The sequence below is a fragment of the Actinomadura rubrobrunea NBRC 15275 genome (assembly GCF_001552235.1).
In the GTDB taxonomy this organism is placed as follows: Bacteria; Actinomycetota; Actinomycetes; order Streptosporangiales; family Streptosporangiaceae; genus Spirillospora; species Spirillospora viridilutea.
Map to the genome: position 1 here is coordinate 38,207 of NZ_BCQU01000011.1, position 22,614 is coordinate 60,820.

Here is a 22,614-nt window from a genome sequence, read left to right on the forward strand (position 1 = left end):
GACGGGCGCCTTTCCAGTATCGGACAGATGGATGAGAGTGTTAGGTTAGCCTCACCTAATTGAGGTGAGCCTAACCTGTCCAGAATCTCCGGCACAAGGAGGCCGCATGCGGGTCGTGATGTTCGGCTACCAGACGTGGGGGCACCGCACGCTCCAGGCGCTGCTGGAGTCCGAGCACGACGTCGTCCTGGTCGTCACCCACCCCAAGAGCGACCACGCCTACGAGAAGATCTGGGACGACTCGGTGGCCGACCTCGCCGCCGAGCACGGCGTCCCGGTCCTCCTGCGCAACCGCCCGGACGACGAGGAGCTGCTGACCCGGCTCAAGGAGGCCGACCCCGACCTCATCGTCGCCAACAACTGGCGCACCTGGATCCCGCCGCAGGTCTTCAACCTGCCCCGGCACGGCACGCTCAACATCCACGACTCGCTGCTGCCCGCCTACGCCGGCTTCTCCCCCATCATCTGGGCGCTCATCAACGGCGAGAAGGAGGTGGGCGTCACCGCGCACATGATGAACGAGGAGCTCGACGCCGGCGACATCGTGGTGCAGCGCGCCGTCCCGGTCGGCCCGACCGACACCGCCACCGACCTGTTCCACCGCACCGTCGACCTGATCGGCCCGATCGTCACCGAGGCGCTGGCGCTCATCGCGTCCGGCCGCACCGACTTCACCCCGCAGGACCGCTCGAAGGCCAGCTTCTTCCACAAGCGCTCCATCGAGGACAGCCGCATCGACTGGACCTGGCCCGCCGAGGACATCGAACGGCTCGTCCGCGCGCAGTCCGACCCGTACCCGAACGCGTTCACCTACTACAAGGGCGAGCGCATCCGCGTGATCAAGGCGTCGGTGTCCAAGGGCATCTACGGCGGCACCCCGGGACGGGTGTTCATCCGCGAGGGCGACGGCGTGGTCATCGTCGCCGGGGCGGAGGCCCGGCGCGGCCGCAGCCACGGCCTGGTCATCGAACGCGTCCGCACCGACGACGGCACCGAGCTGCCCGCCACGGAGTACTTCCGCACCATGGGCGGCTACCTCACGGACCGGCCATGACCGACGTCGTCGAGGCGCTGCGCGGCGAGACGGGCGCCATGGCGGAGCTGCTGTCCGAGCTGATCCGCATCCCCAGCGTCGGCGGCTCGGACGCCGAGGTGCGCATCCAGGAGCGCCTGGCCGCGTGGATGCGCGACGAGGGGCTCGAGGTCGACCACTGGCCGATCGACGTGGACGCGGTCGCCGCCGAGGACGCCTTCCCCGGCATGGAGGCGCCGCGCACGCGGGCGTGGGGGCTGGTCGGCCGCCTGCCCGGCACCGGCGGCGGCCGCTCGCTGATGCTCAACGCCCATGTCGACGTCGTCCCGCCCGGCGCCTTGGACGCCTGGACCGAGGACCCGTTCGGCGGCCGCGTCGCCGGCGACCTGGTGTACGGGCGGGGCGCGTCCGACATGAAGGGCGGGCTGGTCGCCGCGCTGTTCGCGGTGCGGGCGCTGCGCCGCGCGCGGCCGCGCGGGGACGTGCTGGTCGCGTGCGTGGTCGGCGAGGAGGACGGCGGGCTCGGCTCCTACGCCCTGCTGCGGCGCGGCTGGCGGGCCGACGCCTGCGTCATCCCCGAGCCGACCGGCCTGGACGTCGTGCCCGCCAACGCCGGCGCGCTGACGTTCCGGCTGCGCGTGCGGGGCCGCGCCGCGCACGCCGCCCGCCGCGACACCGGGGTCAGCGCGGTGGAGCGGTTCTGGCCCGTCTTCGCCGCGCTGCGCGACCTGGAACGCCGCCGCAACGCCGACGTCGACCCGCTGATGCGGCGCTGGACGCTGCCGTACGCGATCGAGATCGGGACGGTGCGGGCGGGCGACTGGTCGTCCACGGTGCCCGACGAGCTGGTCGCCGAGGGCCGGATCGGCGTGGCCCTCGGCGAGTCGGAGCAGGCGGCGCGGCGCGCGCTCGAGCAGGCGGTCGCCGACGCCTGCGCCGGCGACGACTGGCTGCGCGACCACCCCGTCGAGGTCGAATGGTGGGGCGGCCGGTTCGCCTCGGCGCGCCTGCCCGCCGACGCCGACGGCCTGCTGGAGCGTCTGCGCGACGCGCACACCCGCGTGACGGGCCGCTCCCCCGACGTGTGGGGCGCGCCGTACGGCAGCGACCTGCGGCTGCTCACCGGGCTCGGCGGCATCCCGGCCGTGCAGTACGGGCCAGGCGACGTGGCCCGCATGCACGGCCCGGACGAGTGCGTGTCGGTCCGCGATGTCGCCGTGGCCGCGCAGACGCTGGCGGCCTTGGCGCTCGCCGGGTAGCCGGCGTCGGGCTCAGGCGCCCGCCCCGCGGATCTCGGCCCTCAGGCCCGCCGGGAGGCCGGTGAGGGTGGCGCGGCCGTCGGCCTCCACCCGGGCCGACAGCACGGCCGACCCCACGCGGATGTTGTCGACCGCCAGCTCTCCGAACCCGGGCGCCGGCGACAGCGCGACCCGCCCGGCCGGGACGTCGACGTCCAGGCCGAGCAGCGCGGTGACCAGCGCCGGGGAGACCGCGGCGGCCCACGCCTGCGGGCTGCACGCCGTCGGGTACGGCACCGGCGGCGCGCTGGAGTCCTGCCCGCCGAACAGCTCGGGCAGGCGGTGGCCGAACGCCGGGGCGGCGCCGACGAGTCCGCGCGCGAACCGCAGCGCGGTCTCGGGGTGGCCGCTGCGCACCAGGCCGAGGATCGCGATGGCGGTGTCGTGCGGCCACACCGATCCCAGGTGGTACGACAGCGGGTCGAAACCGGCGGCGCGCGGCGTCAGCGTCCGCAGGCCCCAGCCGGAGTCCAGCTCGGTCAGCCGCGCGGCGACCGCCGCCTCCTCCTCCGCGGTGAGCAGGCCGGTGCCGAGCAGATGGCCCATGTTGGACGCCACGCCGTCGACCGGGCGGCCGTCGCCGTCCAGCGCGATCGCCGGGTACGCGCCGTCGGGGTCGTCCACCCAGAACCGGGCGCGGAACCGCTCGGCCAGGTCGGCGGCCCAGCGGCGCCAGCGGTCGGCGCCGGGGCGGCCGAAGGCGTCCAGCAGGTCGGCGCCGAGCACGGCCGCCTGGTAGGAGTACGCCTGGACCTCCGACAGCGCGACCGGCGGGCGGGCCAGCCGCCCGTCGGCGTGCTGCACGCCGTCGGCGGAGTCCTTCCAGCCCTGGTTGGTCAGCCGGTCGGCCGAGCCGACGTAGGAGACGAACTCGTCGAACGTGCCGAGCCACTCCAGCGCGCGTTCCACGTTGGGCAGCAGGGCGGCGACCTCGTCGTCCGGCATGCCCCAGCGCCGGGCCTCGGCGAGCGTGACGACGAACAGGGAGGTCGCGTCGACCGTGCCGTAGTAGACCGGCGGCAGCCAGGTGGCGGCGTCGCCGGGACGCAGCTCGTGCGGGATCTTGCCGGGCGCCTCCTCGGTGGCCGGATCGCGGCGCGTGCCCTGGTGGCGGGCCAGCGCGCGCAGCGTCCCCGCGGCCAGCTCGTAGCCGAGCGGCAGCGCCAGCCGCGCCGTCCACAGCGCGTCGCGTCCGAAGAGCGTGAGGTACCAGGGGCTTCCGGCGGCGCAGTAGATGTCGTCGCCGGAGGCGAGCAGCAGCGCGCCCAGGTCGGCGACGCCCTGGGCGACGAGCCGGTCCAGCCGGTCGTCGCCCGACCGGACGGTCAGCGGCGCGTCCGCCCACGGCGCCGGGCCGGACGGCGGCGCCGGCCGGAACCCCGGCGTGTCCGGGGGCGTGGCGCGGACGGTGATGGTCGTGGTGAACGACTCCCCCGGCGCCAGCGACACCTCGGCGTGGGTGCGGCCTTCCAGGCGGACCGTGTGGCCGTCCGGTCCCTCCCATTCGACGCCGTCGTCCAGCGGCATCTCGGGAAGGCCGGGATCGTCCCCGGACCGCACGGCGCTGATGGACGCCAGGTCGCCGGCCACCGCGACCCGCAGGGTCGCGGTGGCCGGGGCGTCCCCGGTGTTGCGCAGGACGATCCGCTCCGTGCCGCCGTCGGGGACGGCGGCACGGAAGCGTTCGACCGCCAGCGGACCGGCGGACGCGGTGAACCGGGCGCCGTTCGCGCCGTGCGGCCCCGCCTCGGCCGGCTCGGGCTCGCGTCCGTCGACGGTCACCACGAAGCGCGACAGCACCCGCCGCTCGGCGACGTACAGGCCGTCGACGCCGCCGGCGACCTGGCCGCTCGGCGGCGACAGCCATATCGCGGGCGCCGCCACGCAGGTGATGTGCTCATGGACAGCGGGCTGAACGGGCTGAGGCAAGGGACACTCCCGTCGGTATCAGCGAAGGGTGATCACGAGGGTGGAGGCGCCGCGGCGCGCTCCGGCGTCGACGACGACCTCGGCGCCGCGCGCGGTGTTCCGCACGCTGTAGGCGACGCTCCGGCCGTCGAGGGTCACGGACGCGACCTTGGCGCCGGACGGCAGCACGTGGCCGATCCGCAGCGCGACGCCGTCGAGCCGCGCCGTGTTCACCACGGTGCGCAGCGTCTTGCCGCGGGACTCGGCGGCGACGTCGACCGAACCGGAGCCGAGGCGGATCGACCGGCCCGCCACCCGGGACTGGCCGGGCGGGATCTGCGGCACGACCTCCAGCCGGTTGCGGCCCATGTCCGGGTCGACGCCGAGCTGCTGCCGCACGACCGGCCACAGCGTCCCGTACGCGCCCCAGGCCTGCAGCACCATGGAGCGCTCGGTGAGCTTGCGGTCGATGTTGGCCGGGTCGAAGTCCGGGCTGGGGGCGGTCTCCGGCATGGCGCCCGGCATCTCGTACACGTCGGGGTCGAGCTGGATGCGGGCGTTGGCCGTGGTGTAGCGGCGCTGCTGCGCGAGCCGTCCGAAGTTCCCCTCGGCGACGGCCATGATGCCGGTGCCGAGCGAGTAGATGACGCGTTCGCTCTGCACGGTCGAGACCGCGCTGTCGCAGGACGGCCCCTTGTTGCCGCCCTCCGCGGAGGTCGGGCCCGTCCCGGTGTGGTACAGGCCGAACTCGCCGGTGTAGCACTCCTCCTCGCGCTTGGCGAGCGCGACGTGGGCGCGCTTGTCATCGGCGAGCGGCCGCGTGACCTGGCCGGGGCGGACGAGCTGGGCGTCCATGGGCGTCACGCCGATCCAGTGCCGCTGGAACAGCTTGGCGTTGTCGTTGGCCGGGTCGTTCGGGTCGTCGATGGAGTCGGCGTACTGGTCGGTGTCGCCGCCCTTCCACCAGGTCTTGTCGAACGCCTTCTCCATGCGGGCGGCGCGCTCGTCGGCCCACCGGGCGGTCGCGGTGTCGTTCTTGGCGCGGGCCAGGTCGGCCAGGTCGCGCAGGCCGCGGATGGTGTAGACGTTGTTGTCGAGCTTCTCCTCGCCCATGCCGGTGCGCTCGACGTTGCCGAGCCCCTCCGGCCAGCCGTCGCCGTCCTTGTCGAGCTTCTCGGTGACGTACCGCATGTTGCGGACGGTGAAGTCGTACATCTCGTCAAGGAAGCGGCGGTCGCCCGTCCACCGCCACACCAGCGCCACCGCGCTGGGGAACTTGGCGGTCTCGTCGGTGTTGCCCTTGTCGTCGTTGGCGCCGAAATACACCGACCCGTCGGAGACCACCTCGTGCACGACCTTGCCGCTGCGGTCGTTGGCGATCTCACTGGCGTCGCGCAGCGCCCGCAGGTGCGCCTTGATGTTCTCGAACTGCCCGGCCGCGACGGACGCGAACGCGGTGTACTCGCCGTCGGTGCCGAACAGCCACGGGTAGTCGGGCCATCCGGCGCCCAGCCAGCGGGCCCGCGCGACCACGCCCTTGGGCGCCGGGAACTGCTTGCCCTCGTGGGTGACGCGCACCCGCAGGTCGCGGGCCTCCTGCGCCGAGTCGGCCAGGTTCTGCTTGCTCCACTCGATGCTGCGCTGCAGCAGCCGGTCGCCGGGCAGGTCGACGACGGTGTTGGCGGCGACGGCGCGGCGGGCGGCCTTCTTGCGCGCCAGCAGGCCCTCCGGGTCGCGCAGCGCCGAACGCAGCGCCGCGCGGGCCTCGGCGTCGCCGCGGTCGGAGCCGGCGACCGCCACCCACACGGTGACGCTCCGTCCGGCCGGGACCTGCACCTCGTAGGTCAGCCGTCCGCCGGTGCCCTTGCCGAACTCCGAGTCGTCGCACCGGTCGGCGTCCTGGCAGATGACGGGCGGTTCCTGCGGTCCGCGGTGGCCGGGGCCGAGCCGGTGCCCGACGGGCTTGCGGTCGGCGGCGACGAGCGCGGCGAAGTCGTGCTCGGACGCGTTGTCCACCGGCGGCTTCCCGCGCTCGCGGAACACCAGGGCGCCGTCCTCGTAGGCACCGGTGTCCTGGAGGTTGTACACGCCCTGGTTCGGGCTGGTCCCGCCCCACGGGTAGGCGGTCATCAGCTCGGAGTGGGCGTCCACGTCGAGCCGTACGGTGCGCTTCTTGTCGGCGCGGAAGGTCAGGCCGATGAGACCGGCGCGCAGACCGTCGGGCACCACGTCGGTGCGCTCCACGCGCACCCCGCCGGACTCGGCGTACCGGGTGCGGGTGTAGCCGTACCCGACGGTGTGGCTCTCCGCGCGCGCCTGCTTGCCGAGCCACGCTCCGTTGACACCGAACCACACACCGTCGAGCAGTTTCACCGGCGGTGTCCAGAAACCGCCCATTTCTCCGGTGATGTGCCATCCGGCCGCCGGATAGAGGCCGTCGGCGGTGGACATGGCGTAGAACCGGTCGCCGATGACGACAGAGCGCCGGTCCGCGAGCCGGGTCGACGTGGTCAGTTCCTCCCCGGGTGCCTGCCGCTTCTCCCGCGCCTGTGCGGGAGGCACGGCGACGGTTCCCGCGGCCAGGGCCAGCGTGGCCGCGAGGGCGATGCCGCGTCGTCTGCGGCGTCCCGAGTCGGGTTTCACTGTCATGACTCTCCTCTCAGTTGACCCCCGATGAGCGGAACCGAACCGGTGAGCGGGACCGGGGACAGGGCGCGGGGCCGCGGCGGGGCGGTCCCCGCGCCGGAGAGCTTCGGACGAAGTCAGGACGTGGCGAGCCAGACGGCGGTGTCAGCGGGCAGCCGCCCGTCGACCAGGTCGCCGCTCGCCAGCAGGACCTCGGCGCCGGCGGGCAGGTCGCACGGCTCGCCGGACACGTTCACCACGCAGGTGAAACCGGGGTCGCGCGAGAAGCTGAGGACGCCGTCGGGCGCCGGGTTCCACCGCATGTCGCCGTCGCCGAGCGCCGGGTTCTCCCGCCGCAGCCGCAGCGCCGAGCGGTACAGCTCCAGCATCGAGGCGGGGTCGCCGGTCTGCCGTTCGACCGACAGCGCCTTCCACGACTCCGGCTGCGGCAGCCACGGCTCGACGTCCTCGCCGCTGAACCCGTACGGCGGCGCGTCGCCCGACCAGGGCAGCGGGACGCGGCAGCCGTCGCGGCCCCGGCGGGTGTGGCCGGACCGCTCCCAGACCGGGTCCTGGAGGCGGTCCTCGGGGATGTCCTCGACCTCGGGCAGGCCCAGCTCCTCACCCTGGTAGATGTACGCGCCGCCCGGCAGCGCCAGCATGAGCAGCGCCGCCGCCCGCGCGCGCCTGGTGCCCCGCTCCAGGTCGAGGGAGTCGCCCGGGTCGTGCACCGGCCCCCGGCTCTCGGTGTGCTCCCTGCCGTACCGGGTGACGTGCCGGACCACGTCGTGGTTGGACAGCACCCAGGTGGCGGGGGCGCCGACCTCCGTGAGCGCGCCGAGGGTGCTGTCGACGACCTCCCGCAACCGCGCCGCGTCCCACGGCGCCCGCAGGAAGTCGAAGTTGAACGCGGTGTGCAGCTCGTCGGCGCGGACGTAGCGGGACAGGCGCTGCGGGTTGGCGACCCACGCCTCCGCCACGAAGATCCGCTCGCCCGGGTACGCGTCCGAGACGCGGCGCCACGCCCGGTAGATCTCGTGGACGCCGTCGCGGTCCCAGTGCGGGTGGTCGATGCGCTTGGTCGGCTCCAGGACGTCCTCGCCGTCGCCGCTCAGGTCGGGCAGCCCGGGCGCCTTGATCAGGCCGTGCGCGACGTCGATGCGGAACCCGTCCACGCCCATGTCCAGCCAGAACCGCAGCACGCGCTCGAACTCGGCGCGCACCTCGGGGTTCTCCCAGTTGAGGTCGGGCTGCTCGGGCGCGAACAGGTGCAGGTACCACTGGCCGTCCGGCACGCGCGTCCACGCGGGGCCGCCGAAGACGCTCTGCCAGTTGTTGGGCGGCAGCTCCCCGTCCTCGCCGCGGCCGGGGCGGAACACGTACCGCTCGCGGGCCGGGTCGCCCGGGGCGGCCGCCAGCGCCGCCTGGAACCAGGCGTGCCGGTCCGAGGAGTGGTTGGGCACCAAGTCGACGATCACCCGGATGCCGTGCTCGTGCGCCTCGCGGATCAGCTCCTGGGCGTCGGCGCGGGTGCCGAACAGCGGGTCGATGTCGGTGTAGTCGGCGACGTCGTAGCCCGCGTCCACCATCGGCGACGTGTACCACGGCGTGATCCAGATGGCGTCCACGCCCAGATCCCGCAGGTACGGGAGGCGGGAGCGGATGCCGGCGATGTCGCCGACCCCGTCGCCGTTCCCGTCGGCGAAGCTGCGGATGTACACCTGGTAGATGACCGCGCTGCGCCACCAACGCGGGGAGTCCATGTGCTGCACAACAACCTTTCGAGCTCGGGGGCGGCCCGCAGGGGGCGCCGAACGGCGCCCCCTGCGGGTGGGGCCTGCCGGGCGGGCGGCGCTACTTGACGCCGCCGGCGGTCAGACCCGCGATGATCCGGCGCTGGAAGATCAGCACCACGATCACCAGCGGCACGGTGACGATCACTCCGGCCGCCATCTGGGTGCCGAAGGGCTGGTCGAAGCCGTACGCGCCGGTGAACTTGGAGATGGCCACCGTCGCGGTCTGCATCTCCTTCTTGTTCACCATCGACAGCGCGATGATGAACTCGTTCCACGCGGCGATGAACGTGATGATCGCCGTGGTGAACACCCCGGGCGCGGCCAGCGGGATGATGATGCGCCGGAACGCCTGGCCGCGCGTGCAGCCGTCCACCATCGCCGCCTGCTCCAGCTCGAACGGCAGCTGGCGGAAGAACGTCGTCAGGTTCCAGACCGCCAGCGGCAGCGCGAAGGACAGGCTCGGCACGACCATCGCCTGGTAGGTGTTGATCCAGCCGATGTCGGTGAACAGCTTCAGCAGCGGGATGATGAGCGAGATGGTGGGGAACATCGAGGTCGTGATGACCATGCCCAGCACCAGGTTCTTCCCGCGGAAGGTCAGCCGCGCCAGGGCGTAGGACGCGAACGTGCCGACCACCAGGGTCAGCAGCGTGGTCGTCCCGGCCACCACCAGGCTGTTGACCAGCGCGCGCTGGAAGCCCACGTCCGGCTCGAACACGGCGCGGAAGTTCTCCAGCGACCACGGCGAGGGCAGCGGCGCGTTGTCGAACTGGTCCTCCGGGCGCCGGAACGACGACACGATCATCCAGTAGAACGGCGCCAGGCAGTACACCACGATGGCGACCACGCCGACCATCCGCAGCGCGTTGCCCGAGACCAGCGCCTTGCGGCGCTTGGCGGGCGCGCTCGGCGACGATGCGCTCACGAGCTCACCTCCTTGCGGAACCGAAGACGCAGGCGGGCGGAGCGGCGGCGGCCCCTCGCGGCCTGGCGCATCTCGCCGATCACGTCGGCGCCCAGCAGCTTGACGAACGCGTACGCGACGATCGCGACGTAGAGGAACAGGACCGTCGAGTACGCGGCCGCGACGCCGTAGCGCAGGTTCGACGCCTCGTCATAGGCCAGCATCGACAGCGTCTGCACCGACTCCTTCTGCGCGCCGATGAGGACGAACGGCAGGTCGAACATGCGCAGCACGTCGAGCATGCGGAACAGGATCGCGACCAGCAGCACCGGCTTCACCAGCGGCAGGGTGATCCGCCAGAACTGGTGCCAGGCGGACGCGCCGTCCACCCGGGCGGCCTCGTACACGTCCCGCGGGATCATCTGCAGTCCGGCCAGCACGAGCAGCCCGACGAACGGCGCCGTCTTCCAGGTGTCGGCGATGATGACGGCGAGCTTGGCCTGGAATCCCTCGGTCGTCCAGAGCACCTGCTGGCCGATCAGCGCGTTGGCGACGCCGTCGGCCTGGAAGACCCAGCGCCACAGCAGCGCCGACACCGCCGTCGGGATCGCCCACGGCACCAGGACGCTGGCCCGCACCAGCGCCCGGCCGCGGAAGGCCCAGTGCATGATGAGCGCCATGCAGATGCCGAGCACCGTCTCGATGACGACCGTGGTGACGGTGAAGAACGTGGTGTTCCACAGCGAGCCCCAGAACACCGAGGCGTTCGAGCCGGAGAAGATGTCGAGGTAGTTGTCCAGGCCGACGAACTGGTCGCCCTCGACGACGAACCCCTCGGCGTCCAGGCCCTGCCCGCGCTGGAACAGGGACTCGCGCAGCGCCGCCAGGATCGGGTAGCCGACGACCAGCGCGAGCACGATGAACGTCGGCGACAGCAGGATCGCGGCCAGGCGGCCGGAGCCCTGCACGTCGCCCTTGCGCCGGGCCGCCTTGACGCCGGTGGAGGGCGGCTGTTCGGGTGCGGCGATGACGGTGGTCATGCAAACCTCCCTTGATCCTCCCGCCGGGGCGCGCGCCCCGGCGGGAAGACGCCGCTACTGCTGGGTCAGCTTCCCGAGCTCGGCCTGCATGTCGGCCAGCGCTTGGTCGGTGGACTTGGTGCCGGTGAGGGCGGCGTAGGCGTTCTCCTGGATCGCCTTGGTGAAGTCGCCGTAGCGCACCGCCTCGGGCCGGGCCTTGGCCTTGAGCAGCGACTCCTTCAGAACGTCCAGGTAGGGGTACTTCTCCTTCAGCTCGGCGTCGTCATAGAGCTCCGTGAGGGTGGGAGCCTCGGAGGTCGCGAGCATGTTGGCCCGCTCCTGCTCGGGAGCGGTGAGGTACTTGATGAAGTCGAGGGCGGTCGCCTTGTTCTTGGCGAACGCGGAGATGGCCAGGTTGTGGCCGCCGAGGGTGGGCGCGCCCGGGCCGTTGGGGCCGGGCAGCGGAGCGACGTCGAACTTGTCCTTGACGTCGGACTTCTTCGACAGCGCGTACTGGTAGGGCCACTGGCGCAGGAACACCAGCTTGCCCTTCTCGAAGGCGCGGCGGCCCTCCTCCTCCTTGTAGGTGATGGCCTCCTTGGGGATGAACCCGCTCTTGAAGCCCTCCGCGAGGAAGTCCAGGCCCTGCTTGGCCTGCGGGGTGTTGACCTGCGGCTTGCCCTGGTCGTCGACGACGGAGCCGCCCGCGCTGTGCACGGCCTCGGAGAAGTTGACGGTCAGCCCCTCGTACTTCTCGAACTGGCCGCCGTAGCAGCCGACGCCGTCCTTGGCGACCTTGTCGCAGATCTGCTTCATCTCGTCCCAGGTCTTGGGCGGCCCGGACGCGCCGGCCTTCTTCACCAGGTCGGTGCGGTAGTAGAGGAGGCCGGCGTCGGTCTTCCACGGCACGGCGAACAGGCGGCCCCGGTACTGGCCGGTCTTGATGGTCGGCTGCAGGAACTTCGACATGTCGAACTGCTCCTGCGGCAGGGGCGTGATCCAGCGGTTGGCCGCGAACTCGGCGGTCCACACCACGTCCAGGTTGAGGACGGTGTAGGCGTCGGACTTGGCCTGAGCGTTCTGCACCATCTGCTGGCGCTGGGCGTCGGCCTCCTCAGGCAGCTCGATCAGCCGCACCTTCTCGTTGGGGTGCTGGGCGTTCCAGGCGTCGACCTGCTTCTGGACGTTGCCGGAGGTGTCCTTGCCCTGGACCAGCGTGATCGGTCCGCGGCCGGTCAGCTCAGCGGACGCGCCCTTGGAGTCGGAGCCGGAGTCGGAGTCTCCTCCGCCGCACGCCGCCGTCATTGCCAGCACCGTGCCCGCTGCGACCACGCAGCGGAGCGTCTTCGTCAGAGGCGTTGCCACCATCGTTCCCTTCTCTAGAGGGTTGTGCGTCATTCGCCCCCGTCCGCCCCGACGCGTCCCTCGACCTTCAGAACGCGCGGAGGGGGCCAGCGGGGATTCTGGCCGGGGCCGCTACCGTGCCACCAGTTCCGGACGCAACATCACCCCCTCCGGGGGGCCACCGGGTTCGCGGAACTGCCGGACCAGCAGGTCGACGATGTGGTGCGCCACCTGGTCGAGCGGCTGGCGCACGCTCGACAGGGGCGGATTCATGAGCGCCGCCGCCGGGGAGTCGTCGTAGCCGACGACCTCGACCCGGGGGCGTCCTGAAGAGTCGGTGCCGATCGCCTGGCGGGCGGCGACCGCGAAGGTGTCGCTGCCGCAGGCGAACGCGGTGGGCGGGTCGGGCTGCTCCGCCATCCGCCGCGCCACCGCGGCCACCTCGGCGACGTCCTCCGCGCTGGCGCCGGACAGCCCCGTGGTGTCCAGGCCGTGCCGGCGCATGGCGGCGCGCCATCCGGCGCGCCGCTCGTCGCCCACCCGCGGGCCCTCCGGCCATCCCAGGTAGGCGATGCGCCGGTGGCCGCGGGCGACCAGATGGTCCACGGACTGCGCCATCCCGTCGGCGTTGTCGACGTCCACCCACCAGTACGACCCGCCTCCGGTGGGACGGCCGAAGCTGACGCACGGGACGCCCTGCCCGGCGCACCATTCCAGCCGCTCGTCGACGGTGTCGATGTCGGCCAGCACGAAGCCGTCGACCGTGCCGGTTCCGATCAGCTCGGCGCAGGCCGCCAGCTCTTCGTCCATCGACGACGCGCTGAACAGCAGCAGGTGGTAGCCGACGTCGGTGGCCGCGCCGGTCAGCGCGTGCAGGAACCGGTCCAGCAGGTTGTTCAGCCCGTTCGGCGCGGCGATCTTGCAGCCGATGCAGCGGCTGGTGCGCTCGCGCAGGCTGCGGGCGGCCCGGTTCGGCCGGTAGCCCAGTTCGTCGATCGCCCGGCGGACCCGTTCGGCGGTGGCGGGGGCGACCCGGTCCGGCGCGTTCAGCACGTTCGACACGGTCTGGCGCGAGACACCGGCGGCCGCGGCGACCTCGGAGATGGTCACTCCGCTGCGATCGCGCACGGATCCCGCACCCCCAGCCAATACGTCGGTCACCAGGCGATTTGATCGTTCAAACCGCCGTGTGAGCGATCAAATTGGCATTGTTTCGGGCATGTGTCAAGAGGGTGACGTCCATGTGTCTTCAGACGGACGGCCGGGCGGGCCTTCGTCCGCTTCCGGCCGCCGGCCCGGATGCGCCCTCGCGGGGCGCCGTCTCGGCGTTCGTCCAGCTCAGCGGCCGCCTGCGAGCGGCCGTCGACGCGCGGTGCGGGGCAGCGTTCCCGGCGGCCGACATCGGCCGACGACGGCACGGCGGCGTTCCGCAACGGCCGCGTGCGGACGGCCGCATAGGTCGGGGCGCCCTCGTCGCCCGCTCCCGCCGGGGGCGGGCCGCGTCACCGTTCGGCGGCGCCCACCGCGACCGTGTCGGAGGAGACCGGAACGGACCTGCGCGGCAGCGTCCGCGCCAGATGGGCGGCCACCCTGCGGGCGGCGAACGCGGTGCCGTGCACGTGCCCCATGCCCGGTCCGAAGGCGTGCGACGCCACCAGGCCCACCGCGTACAGGCCCGGCATGGACGTCTCGAAGTGCGCCGACAGCCGAGGCGCCAGGCCGTCGCGGCGCAGGCCGTCGGCCAGCACGGGGTCCAGCAGCGACAGGCGGCGCAGGTCGACGGCGTAGCCGGTGCCGCAGAGCACGTGGTCGGTGTCGATGCGGTGGCGCCGCCCTTCCCGGTCGGTGAGCGTCAGCCGGACGCGGTCGTCGGCGGCGACCTCGTTGATCCGGTAGCCCAGCAGTGCGGGGATCCGGTGCGTGAACCGGTCGCGCAGCCACCACGCCCCGGCCGGGGGCAGCGCGGTGCGGACGATGTGCCGGCGGGTGGGCCCGGGCAGGTGGCGCACCGCCTGCGGCAGGTTCGCCCACACCCACGTGCGCCAGCCGGCGCCGAGGCCCGAGCCGGGCGCGCGGAGCCGGTCCCGCAGCGGACGGCGCGGCAGCGGCATGCTGTTCCAGCGCAGCCGTTCGGCGCGGGCCACGAGGCGCACCCGCGCGCCCGCCTCGCCGAGCAGCACCGCGCTCTCCAGCGCGGCCTGGCCGGCGCCGATGACGGTCACGTCCCGGCCGGCGAAGCCGGAGAAGTCGTGGTGGTCGATGGTGTGGCTGGCCAGCGCGGGCGGCAGCCCGGCCAGCTGCTCGGGGCGGCGGGCGAACGGCACGACGCCGACCGCGAGCACGACGGTCCGCGCCCGCACCTGGTCTCCGGTGGCCAGCTCGAGGGCGAACCCGCCGCCGGCGGTGCGGACCGCCAGCACCGTCGAGGTGTCGACGTGCGGGACGGCCTGGCGTTGGAACCAGCGGCCGTAGTCGACGAACCGCTCCACCGGGATCGGCAGGCTCCGGGCGCAGGGCAGCCCGTGGATCTCGCAGAACGCGGCGAAGCCGTACGCGCCCCGCGGATCGGCCAGGTTGGAATTCTGCGGTTCGGATTTCAGCAGCATTCCCTGCGGCATGTGCCGCGCCCAGGTCCACATGGGCTCGCCGAAAACGATGACGTCCAGCCCCATGGCGACGCAATGCGCAGCCACAGAAAGTCCGTACGGGCCGGCGCCCACCACCGCCACATCCGCCATGGAAGCGTTCACGGCGCTCCCCTTCGCCATCGGAGCCGGGTCGAACTCATCCGTCCGGACAATGATGCGGCGGCGATCCGTATAACGCGAGGAGCCGGGGCGATTCCCGAGTGAAGATTGGCCGGTTCTTTAGTGGTCGGGGAGAATCATTCGTGCGAAGCGGGCAGCGGTTCGATGCGCGCGCGACCGCAATCTCCGCCCGGCGTTCCGCCGCCGTGCGAAGCCGCGTCGAGCGCCGCCGGCATCGGCCGTCCACCGGCGGCGATTATCGCGCGCCCATGGTTAGGCGACGGTAATCGAATCGTCCAGATAGACGTCCTGAACGGCGCGGATCAGCCGCACGCCCTCGGCCATCGGTCGCTGGAAGGATTTGCGGCCGACGATCAAGCCCATCCCGCCGGCCCGCTTGTTGATCACTGCGGTGCGCACGGCCTGGGCGAGGTCGCCGCGGCCGGTCGAGGCGCCGCCGGAGTTGATCAGTCCGACGCGGCCCATGTAGCAGTTGACGACCTGCCAACGGGTGAGGTCGACGGGGTGGTCGGTGGTCAGTTCGTCGTAGACCAAATCGCTGGTCTTGCCGAACTTCAGCGCGCGGAACCCGCCGTTGTTCTCCGGTTGCTTCTGCTTGACGATGTCGGCCTCGACGGTGGCGGCCAGGTGATTGGCCTGTCCGGTCAGGTCGGCGCTGAGGTGGTAGTCGACGCCGTCCTTGACGAACGCGCTGTTGCGCAGATACGCCCACAGCACGGTGAACATGCCGAGCTCGTGGGCGTGCGCGAACGCCTCCCGGACCTCCCGCAGCTGGCGCATGCTCTCGGGCGCGCCGAAGTAGACGGTGGCGCCGACCGCGACGGCGCCGAGGTCGAACGCCTGCTTGACCGAGCCGAACATCACCTGGTCGTAGCGGTTCGGGTAGGTGAGCAGCTCATTGTGGTTGATCTTGGCGATGAAGGGGATCCGGTGCGCGTACCGGCGCGCCACCATGCCCAGCACGCCGACGGTGGTGGCGATGGCGTTGCATCCGGCCTCGACGGCCAGCTCGCACAGGGCCGCCGGGTCGAAGTAGGCGGGCTCCGGCGCGAACGAGGCCGCGGCGGAATGCTCCACTCCCTGGTCGACCGGCAGGATCGACAGGTATCCGGTGCCGCCGAGGCGGCCGGTGTCGAAGACGTGCTGGAGATTGCGCAGGACGGCCGGGGGGCGGTCGCTGGCGGCCAGCACGCGGTCCACGAAGTCGGGCCCCGGCAGGGCCAGCCGGTCGCGGGAGACGGTCGCGCACTCGTGGCCCAGCAGGGATTGGGCCTCGTCGCCCAGAAGTTCCTTGATCTCCATGTGATCGGCCTCCTCATCCGCGGGGACGGCGCCATGGCCGGGCGCCGCGGGTTCGGGGCCCTCTTTCCCGCTCGGCGCGGTCCCAAAAGCGCTTCCGAAGACGCGTCGGCGGGCGCGGGCGGGCGCTCGAGGAGGCGGATGCGAGGAGGCGGATGCGAGGAGGCGGAATGCCCGGCCTCCGGCGGTGAATGCAGTGCTCCCGCGATCGACGGGGTGTGAGTGGTGCCGGAGGCCGGGCGCCTCGCACTTTACCGACTGCCCGGCGCCTCGGTGGAACGACCGATCCCGCGGGCCGATCGCCAGCGCCGACGCGGCCGCCCCGTCCCCTCCGGTCGGCGCGGCCCTGCCCGAGATGACTCATCAAGGGACATCGACCACCAAAACGGGTAGAAACGGCTGGTCTCGAGGGGGTGGACATGGCGGAGGCAGGGCTGTCCATGGGGGTCGAGGAGGAGTTCCTCCTGGTGGATCCGGTGACGGGCGCGACGGTCCCATGCGCCGAATCGGTCCTGGCGCGCGCCAGCGCCGGGCCCCCGCCCGACCCCGGCGCCGCCCTCCAGGCCGAGCTGCTGAGGACCCAGGTGGAGGCCGCCACCGGGGTGTGCACACGGCTGGACGAGCTGCGCCGGCAGCTGAGCGAAGCCCGGTCGCTGCTGGCCGCCGCGGCGCGCGCCGATGACGCGCGCCTGGTGTCGACGGGGACCGCGACGGCGGCGGCGCCCGCGCCGGCGTTCCCGTTCTCCCCCGGCGAGCGGTTCCAGCGGATCGCCGAGCTCGGCGGCGGCCTGCTCGCCGACTACGAGGTGTGCGGATGCCACGTCCACGTCGGCGTCCCGGACCGGGAGACGGCGGTCGCGGTGGTCAACCATGTGCGCCCCTGGCTGCCGACGCTGGTGGCGCTGGCGGCCAACTCGCCCCTCGACCGGGGCCGCGACCGCGGGTTCGCCAGCACCCGGGTGATCGAGAAGATGAGCCGTTTCCCCTGTTCGGGGGTGCCGCCGTGGTTCGCGTCGGCCGCCGAGTACGACCGGGAGCTGGCCCGGATGGTCGACTGCGGGGCCATGGTGGACACGGCCATGACGTTCTGGCTGGCCCGTCCCTCCCCCCGGCTGCCGACGGTGGAGATCCGCGCGGCGGACGCGGCCGCCACCGTCGACGACGCCGCGCTGCAGGCCGGGCTGTGCCGGGGACTGGTCCGCACGGCGCTGGCCGACCTCGCGGCGGGACGGGAGGCGCCGCGCGTGTCCGATCAGGTGTGCGCGGTGGCGCTGTGGTGGGCCGCGCGGCACGGCATGACGGGCCCGGGGGTGCATCCGCTGCGGGAGCGCCGCGTGCCCGCCGCCGAGCTGACCGCCGAGCTCATCGAGCACGTCACGCCCGCGCTGGAGGACACCGGAGACCTGGCCGAGGTGCGCAGGCTGCTCGCCGGGGTGCTGCGGGACGGAACGGGCGCCGAGCGGCAGCGGCACGCCGACGCGCACGGCGGCCCCCGCGCCGTTCTGGAGCTGCTCGTCCGGCAGACGGCGGGCGCTCCGCAGGACGCGTGGCGCCTGCGGAGCGCCCGAAGCATGGGCCCGTCCTGAACGGGTACCGGTGCGCGGAGGTTCCCTGGCGAGGGGAGGGAGCATGACGTCGATCCCGACCGGCCCCGCCGTCGCGCGGCCCGCTCGGGCCGCGACGCCGCCGCCGCTGCCCGAGCCGCGCGGGCCGCTGTCGGAAGCGGTGACGGCGGCACTGCGCCACCCCGTCCCCGGCCCCGTTCCCCCTTCGCTCGCGGCCGCCGAGGCGCTCGTGCGGCGGTCCTCGGACGACCCGTACGGGGAGGACCTGCAGCTGGCCCTCTACACCTGCTACGAGCTGCACTATCGCGGTTTCGACGGTGTGGACGCGGCGTGGGAGTGGGCACCGGACCTGCTGCGGCTGCGCGGCGCGATGGAACGCGTCTTCCTCGACGCCCTGCGCGCCGACACACCGGGCGGCGACGACGTGCACGGCACGCTGAACGCGCTGCTCGACGAGCCGCCGGACTCCTACGGCGTCTCGCACCACCTGCGCGACCGGGGCGAGCCGTGGCAGGTGCGCGAGTTCGCGGCGCACCGTTCGGTCTACCACCTCAAGGAGGCCGACCCGCACGCCTGGGTGATCCCCAGGCTGCACGGGAGGGCCAAGGCGTCGCTGGTCGCGGTGGAGTACGACGAGTTCGGCGGAGGACGGCCCGAGGCGGTGCACGCCGCGCTGTTCGCCGACCTGATGGACGAGCTCGGGCTGGACTCCCGCTACGGACGGTATCTGGATCTCGTCCCGGCGCCGATGCTGGCGGTCGTGTCGATGATGTCGCTGTTCGGCCTGCACCGGCGGCTGCGCGGCGCGATGGTGGGGCATTTCGCCGCCGCGGAGATCACCACGCCGTCGGCCGCCCAGCGGACGGCGCGGGCCCTGCGCCGCCTCGGGGCCGGGCCGCGCTCCGTCCGCTTCTACACCGAGCACGTCGAGGCCGACGCCGTGCACGAGCAGGTGCTCCGGCACGAGGTCGTCGGGGACCTGCTCGCGCAGGAGCCCGAGCTCGCCGCCGACGTGGTGTTCGGCGCGCAGGCCACCGAGCTGCTGGAGGAGCGCTTCGGGGAGCATGTGCTGTCGTGCTGGCGCGCGGGGCGCAGCTCGCTGCGGCGTCCTCTGCCGCCTGCGTCGTCCGCAGCTCTGTCCGCGGCGTCACACCGCTGAGCGCGGCCGGACGTAGGGTCACGGGTCTTCCGCGGCATTGCGCCGCCTGCGCCGCCTGCGGCAGCGGCGGTGGCTGGTGTCGCAGAACGGGTAACGGCCGCTGGCGCCGCAGGCGCACAACGCCACCATGAAGCGGTCCGAGGTCACGGCCGTCCCGTCGGCGAGCACCACCTCGACCGGGCCCTCGACGAGGATGGGTCCGCCGCGTTCGGCGAGGACGCGGCGGGCTCGCGGCGCGGCCCCCTCATCGCCACGACCGGATGCGGTCGGCACGGATCACCACCACTTCCTCGTCGTCCTGCCCGGGGCGGATCATGCCGCGGGCCTCCAGGTCGGCCGCCCGGGAGCGCATCACCGGCCCGAACGGCACGCGCCTGCGCGCCGCCACCGACGTCTTCAGCCCGGCGTCCCGCAGGGCGCCCAGAGTGGCGTCCACCCCGGACACCGTCGACTGCGCCACCAGCAGCGTCCCGCCGGGCGCCAGGTGCCGGGGCGCCTGGACGCAGATCCGGTCGAGGAGGGCGCGGCCGTCGGGACCCCCGTCCCAGCAGCGGGCCGCTCCGCGCCGGGCCGGCGGGAACCGTCCGGACGGCACATACGGCGGGTTGGCCAGGATGACGTCGAAGACCTCGCCTTCCACGGGCGCGAGGAGGTCGCCGCGCCGGACCCGCACCGGCAGCCCCCGCAGGCGGGCGTTGACCGTGGCGGCCAGCACCGCCCTCGTGGACACGTCCACCGCCACGACCAGTCCCGCCGTGCGGCGGGCGGCCGCCAAGGCGACCGCGCCCGTGCCGGTGCACAAATCCAGGACGCGGGCGCCGCGCGGAGGGGCCGCCTGCTTCAGCGCCTCGGTCAGCAGGGCCGTGTCGGCCTGCGGCCGGTACATGCCCGGCAGCCTCAGCATCCACACAATTCGCCGAATACCCGCACCACATATCCCAAACCTGACCACTTCCGACGCGCCTGGGGCACGCCGGGACGGTCGGCGATGTCGCGCAGCGCATCAGAAGTGACAGCGGCCCCGCTGCGCGTGCAAACGCGATTGCGTCGCACCGCGCGTGACGCGCCGGAACGTAGGCGGTTCAGGTGCGTTCGCCGAGCCGGTAGACGCGGCGGGCGTTGCCCGAGCCGATCAGCTCGGCGATGCGGGCGGCGTCGCGCTCCGTCCAGGAGCCCTCGGCCACGCCGTCCCCGAGGATGCGCGTCAGACCTCGGCGGAACAGCAGCGCGCCCAGGTGGAACAGCTCGGGCAGGCCGTAGGCGTCGGAGGAGTACAGCACCTTGCCGAACGGCGCCAGCTCCATGAGCTCGGCGAGGATGACGGGCGCCCGGTCGCCGAGGTTGTGCGCGGCCAGCCCGACGTCGACGAAGACGTTCGGGAACACCTGCGCCAGGTAGCCGGCGTTGCGGTGGAACGGATAGTTGTGCAGCAGCATGACCGGGGTGCCGCGACGGGCCAGTTCCCGGAGCAGGCCGGTCAGCAGCAGCGGGTCGCCCCGGCGCAGGTCGGCGTCGGCGTCGCCGTAGCCCACGTGGAACTGGACCGGTCCGCCGAGGTCGGACGCGCACCACACCAGGAAGCGGTGCAGCACCTCGTCGTGGACGCGGGGCGGGGCGTCGCACCCGGCGAGACCGCGCTCGGCGTCCCGCAGCAGGCGTCCGGCCGCTTTGGCGACCTCGCCGTCCGAGGGCCGCTCCCCCGCCAGCTCCAGCCCGGCCCGGTAGGCGGCGACGGACTTGAACCCCACCACGTGCGGTGCGCGGACCGCCAGCCGGCTCCGCACCTCCGCGGCGAACGCCGACGCGCTGACGCCGTCGGCGGCCACCTCCTCGGCCAGCCGCTCCAGCCGCAGCACCTCGTACGCGTCCGCCTTGGCCAGGCCTCCCAGCTCCGCCGGGTCCAGGAGCGCCTCGGGGAGGTGGCCGGTGTCCACGCACAGCGCCTCCAGGCCCGCGGCCTGCAGGAAGCGGCGGTTCACCTCGGCCGCGCCCAGCTCGGCGCGGCGGGCGAGGTACTCGTCCGGGTCGGCGTGAGCGGGCAGGTCCAGCACGGGCGCGCACCAGCGCCGCACCGCGAACCCGATCCGCGAATCGAACAGGCTCCCGCCCGGCCCGCCGGGTTCTTCGGCCTCGGTCAGCAGCGACTCGAACCCGGGCCGGTCCAGGTCGCGGCGGACGACGCCATGGCAGTGGTGGTCCACCAAGAGCAGCGACGCGATTCTCTCCTCCAGCACGGCGTCCCCCAATCGACCCGGGATCGGGCTTTCGGCCGACGCTGCTCGGACGGCCGAGTCATGCGACGCGGACCGCCTCCGGCCAGGAAACCCCGCCCGCCGCGGGCAGGTCGTACGGGCCGAAGACCGTCCCCGGCATTTACGATGCCCGTACGGAGGCATTCGCACCCCACGAGATCTGCGACAGGGGGCGGTCGTGGCAGCAACCCCCGACGAGGCGTGGCGGCCGCTGGACCGCGCGACACGTGACCGGCTCGGCGAGCGCGCCACCGCCGCCGCCCGGGCCCTGGCCGATCAGGACATCGCCGCGGTCGCGCTGACCTGGGTCGACACCAGCGGCATCACCCGGACCAAGGCCGTGCCGACGGCGCGTTTCGGGCACGCGGCGCAGTGGGGCGTGGGAATGTCCCCGGTGTTCGACACCTTCCTGCTGGACGACTCGGCCGTCTCCGGCCGCTTCGCCGGCGGCCCGGTGGGCGATCTGCGGCTGCACCCCGACCTCGACCGCCTGACACCGCTGGCCGCGCTGCCCGGCTGGGCGTGGGCCCCCGCCGACCGCTACGCCCAGGACGGCACCGTGCATCCGCTGGACGCCCGGGCGCTGCTGCGTCGGGAGACCGCCCGCCTCGCCGCGGACGGCTGGTCGGTGCGCGCCGCGTTCGAGATCGAATGGGCGGTGTCGAAGGGCGACGGCGGCGCCTTCGTCCCGGCCTGCACCGGGCCCGCCTACGGGATGACGCGGATCAGCGAACTGTCGGACTACCTGCGCGACCTGCTCACGGCGCTCGCCGCGACGGGCGTGACGGTCGTGCAGATCCACCCCGAGTACGCCGCCGGGCAGTACGAGCTGTCGGTGGAGCCCGAGGACCCGGTGGGCGCGGCCGACACCGCCGTGCTGGTGTGCGAGACGATCCGGGCGGTGTCGTTCCGGCACGGTCTTGCCGCCTCCTTCTCGCCGAAGGCGGAGGCGGACTCGGTCGGCAACGGCCGCCACGTCCACCTCAGCCTGTGGCGGGACGGCGCGGGACCGGCCGCGGGCGCGCGGGAGCCGGTGAACGCGATGAGCGGCGGCGACGGCCCGTTCGGCATGACCGCCGCCGGGGAGTCGTTCGCGGCGGGGATCCTGGAGCGGCTGCCCGCGCTGCTGGCGGTCGGCGCGCCGTCGGTGGCCAGCTACCTGCGGCTGATCCCGTCGCACTGGGCGGGCGCCTACGCCTGCTGGGGCCTGGAGAACCGGGAGGCGGCGCTGCGGTTCGTCACCGGCGCCGACGACGAGCGCGCGCGGGCCGCCAACCTGGAGGTCAAGTGCTTCGACGCCGCCGCCAACCCGTACCTGGCGCTGGCGGCGCTGCTGGCGGCGGGCCGCGCGGGGATCGCCGCCGAGGCCGCGCTGCCCGCCCCGATCGACGTCGACCCGGCCTCCCTGGACCCGGCGGAGCTCGCCCGACGCGGCATCGCCCGGCTGCCGGACTCGCTCGGCGAGGCGGTGGCCGCGTTCGAGGCCGACCCGGTGCTGCGCGACGCGCTGGGCGAGGCCGTGATCGACACCGTCGCCGCCGTCCGGCGCGGGGAGATCGCCCTGCTGGACGGCGCCTCCCCGGCCGAGATCGCCGCCGCCGCCCGTTGGCGGCACTGACCGCCGCCGCGCCCGCGGCTCAGGAC

Annotated in this window: 17 protein-coding genes; 5 read left to right on the plus strand and 12 right to left on the minus strand. The window is 73.5% G+C overall.

Going from position 1 to position 22,614, the window contains the following annotated elements; all coding sequences use genetic code 11:
* Positions 1 to 106 precede the first annotated feature (106 nt).
* Both AR3_RS05225 and AR3_RS05230 read left to right on the plus strand, forming a co-directional pair.
* A complete protein-coding gene (locus tag AR3_RS05225) occupies positions 107 to 1,054 on the plus strand; it encodes a methionyl-tRNA formyltransferase (RefSeq protein WP_067909241.1) in 948 nt (315 codons plus the stop codon).
* Positions 1,051 to 2,292 carry an ArgE/DapE family deacylase gene (locus tag AR3_RS05230; RefSeq protein ID WP_067909244.1) on the plus strand — a complete coding sequence of 414 codons (1,242 nt, stop codon included), beginning with the start codon at positions 1,051 to 1,053 and terminating at the stop codon, positions 2,290 to 2,292. The genes AR3_RS05225 and AR3_RS05230 overlap by 4 nt, the downstream gene beginning before the upstream one ends.
* 12 nt (positions 2,293 to 2,304) lie before the next feature.
* Here the strand turns inward: AR3_RS05230 and AR3_RS05235 are convergent, their stop codons facing one another.
* The 9 genes from AR3_RS05235 to AR3_RS05275 all read right to left on the minus strand — a co-directional run bounded on the left by AR3_RS05235 (position 2,305) and on the right by AR3_RS05275 (position 15,997).
* Positions 2,305 to 4,260 carry a glycogen debranching N-terminal domain-containing protein gene (locus AR3_RS05235; RefSeq protein ID WP_083950962.1) on the minus strand — a complete coding sequence of 652 codons (1,956 nt, stop codon included), beginning with the start codon at positions 4,258 to 4,260 and terminating at the stop codon, positions 2,305 to 2,307.
* A gap of 18 nt (positions 4,261 to 4,278) precedes the next feature.
* Positions 4,279 to 6,888 carry a glucosidase family protein gene (locus AR3_RS05240; protein ID WP_217998456.1) on the minus strand — a complete coding sequence of 870 codons (2,610 nt, stop codon included), beginning with the start codon at positions 6,886 to 6,888 and terminating at the stop codon, positions 4,279 to 4,281.
* Between the two features lie 113 nt (positions 6,889 to 7,001).
* On the minus strand, positions 7,002 to 8,627 hold the full coding sequence (locus AR3_RS05245; protein WP_067909250.1) for a glycoside hydrolase family 13 protein: 1,626 nt from the start codon (positions 8,625 to 8,627) through the stop codon (positions 7,002 to 7,004).
* A 91-nt stretch (positions 8,628 to 8,718) separates the two neighbouring features.
* Positions 8,719 to 9,585, minus strand: a complete 867-nt coding sequence (locus AR3_RS05250) for a carbohydrate ABC transporter permease (RefSeq protein WP_217998457.1) — start codon at positions 9,583 to 9,585, stop codon at positions 8,719 to 8,721.
* Complete coding sequence (locus tag AR3_RS05255; RefSeq protein ID WP_083950963.1) at positions 9,582 to 10,604, minus strand: carbohydrate ABC transporter permease; 1,023 nt, start codon at positions 10,602 to 10,604, stop codon at positions 9,582 to 9,584. The genes AR3_RS05250 and AR3_RS05255 overlap by 4 nt, the downstream gene beginning before the upstream one ends.
* A 54-nt stretch (positions 10,605 to 10,658) precedes the next feature.
* Entirely contained in the window at positions 10,659 to 11,951 is a 1,293-nt protein-coding gene (locus AR3_RS05260) for an ABC transporter substrate-binding protein (RefSeq protein ID WP_067909252.1), read from the minus strand.
* Positions 11,952 to 12,059: 108 nt separating this feature from the next.
* Positions 12,060 to 13,055, minus strand: coding sequence for a LacI family DNA-binding transcriptional regulator (locus AR3_RS05265; RefSeq protein WP_146150355.1), 996 nt, complete (start codon positions 13,053 to 13,055; stop codon positions 12,060 to 12,062).
* Positions 13,056 to 13,429: 374 nt separating this feature from the next.
* The gene (locus tag AR3_RS05270) at positions 13,430 to 14,677 is read right to left on the minus strand and encodes an NAD(P)/FAD-dependent oxidoreductase (RefSeq protein WP_169803787.1); all 1,248 of its coding nucleotides are present in this window, start codon (positions 14,675 to 14,677) and stop codon (positions 13,430 to 13,432) included.
* Between the two features lie 270 nt (positions 14,678 to 14,947).
* The gene (locus tag AR3_RS05275; RefSeq protein WP_067909261.1) at positions 14,948 to 15,997 is read right to left on the minus strand and encodes a class I fructose-bisphosphate aldolase; all 1,050 of its coding nucleotides are present in this window, start codon (positions 15,995 to 15,997) and stop codon (positions 14,948 to 14,950) included.
* Positions 15,998 to 16,413: 416 nt separating this feature from the next.
* On the opposite strand from AR3_RS05275, the gene AR3_RS05280 reads away from it, so the two are divergent.
* Both AR3_RS05280 and AR3_RS05285 read left to right on the plus strand, forming a co-directional pair.
* Complete coding sequence (locus AR3_RS05280) at positions 16,414 to 17,580, plus strand: carboxylate-amine ligase (protein WP_067909347.1); 1,167 nt, start codon at positions 16,414 to 16,416, stop codon at positions 17,578 to 17,580.
* A 43-nt stretch (positions 17,581 to 17,623) separates the two neighbouring features.
* Positions 17,624 to 18,718 carry an iron-containing redox enzyme family protein gene (locus AR3_RS05285; RefSeq protein WP_083950965.1) on the plus strand — a complete coding sequence of 365 codons (1,095 nt, stop codon included), beginning with the start codon at positions 17,624 to 17,626 and terminating at the stop codon, positions 18,716 to 18,718.
* 18 nt (positions 18,719 to 18,736) lie between these two features.
* On the opposite strand, the gene AR3_RS05290 is transcribed toward AR3_RS05285, so the two are convergent.
* From AR3_RS05290 to AR3_RS05300, 3 genes are all read right to left on the minus strand, one after another.
* Positions 18,737 to 18,991 (minus strand): CDGSH iron-sulfur domain-containing protein, encoded by a 255-nt coding sequence (locus tag AR3_RS05290; protein ID WP_067909265.1) that lies wholly within the window; start codon positions 18,989 to 18,991, stop codon positions 18,737 to 18,739.
* On the minus strand, positions 18,963 to 19,622 hold the full coding sequence (locus AR3_RS05295) for a HemK2/MTQ2 family protein methyltransferase (protein WP_217998458.1): 660 nt from the start codon (positions 19,620 to 19,622) through the stop codon (positions 18,963 to 18,965). Before AR3_RS05295 ends, AR3_RS05290 begins: the two co-directional genes overlap by 29 nt.
* 178 nt (positions 19,623 to 19,800) lie before the next feature.
* A complete protein-coding gene (locus AR3_RS05300; RefSeq protein WP_227023324.1) occupies positions 19,801 to 20,952 on the minus strand; it encodes an amidohydrolase family protein in 1,152 nt (383 codons plus the stop codon).
* 196 nt (positions 20,953 to 21,148) lie between these two features.
* Here AR3_RS05300 and AR3_RS05305 point away from each other — a divergent pair, with 196 nt between their 5' ends.
* Positions 21,149 to 22,588, plus strand: a complete 1,440-nt coding sequence (locus tag AR3_RS05305; protein ID WP_281179228.1) for a type I glutamate--ammonia ligase — start codon at positions 21,149 to 21,151, stop codon at positions 22,586 to 22,588.
* Positions 22,589 to 22,614 lie beyond the last annotated feature (26 nt).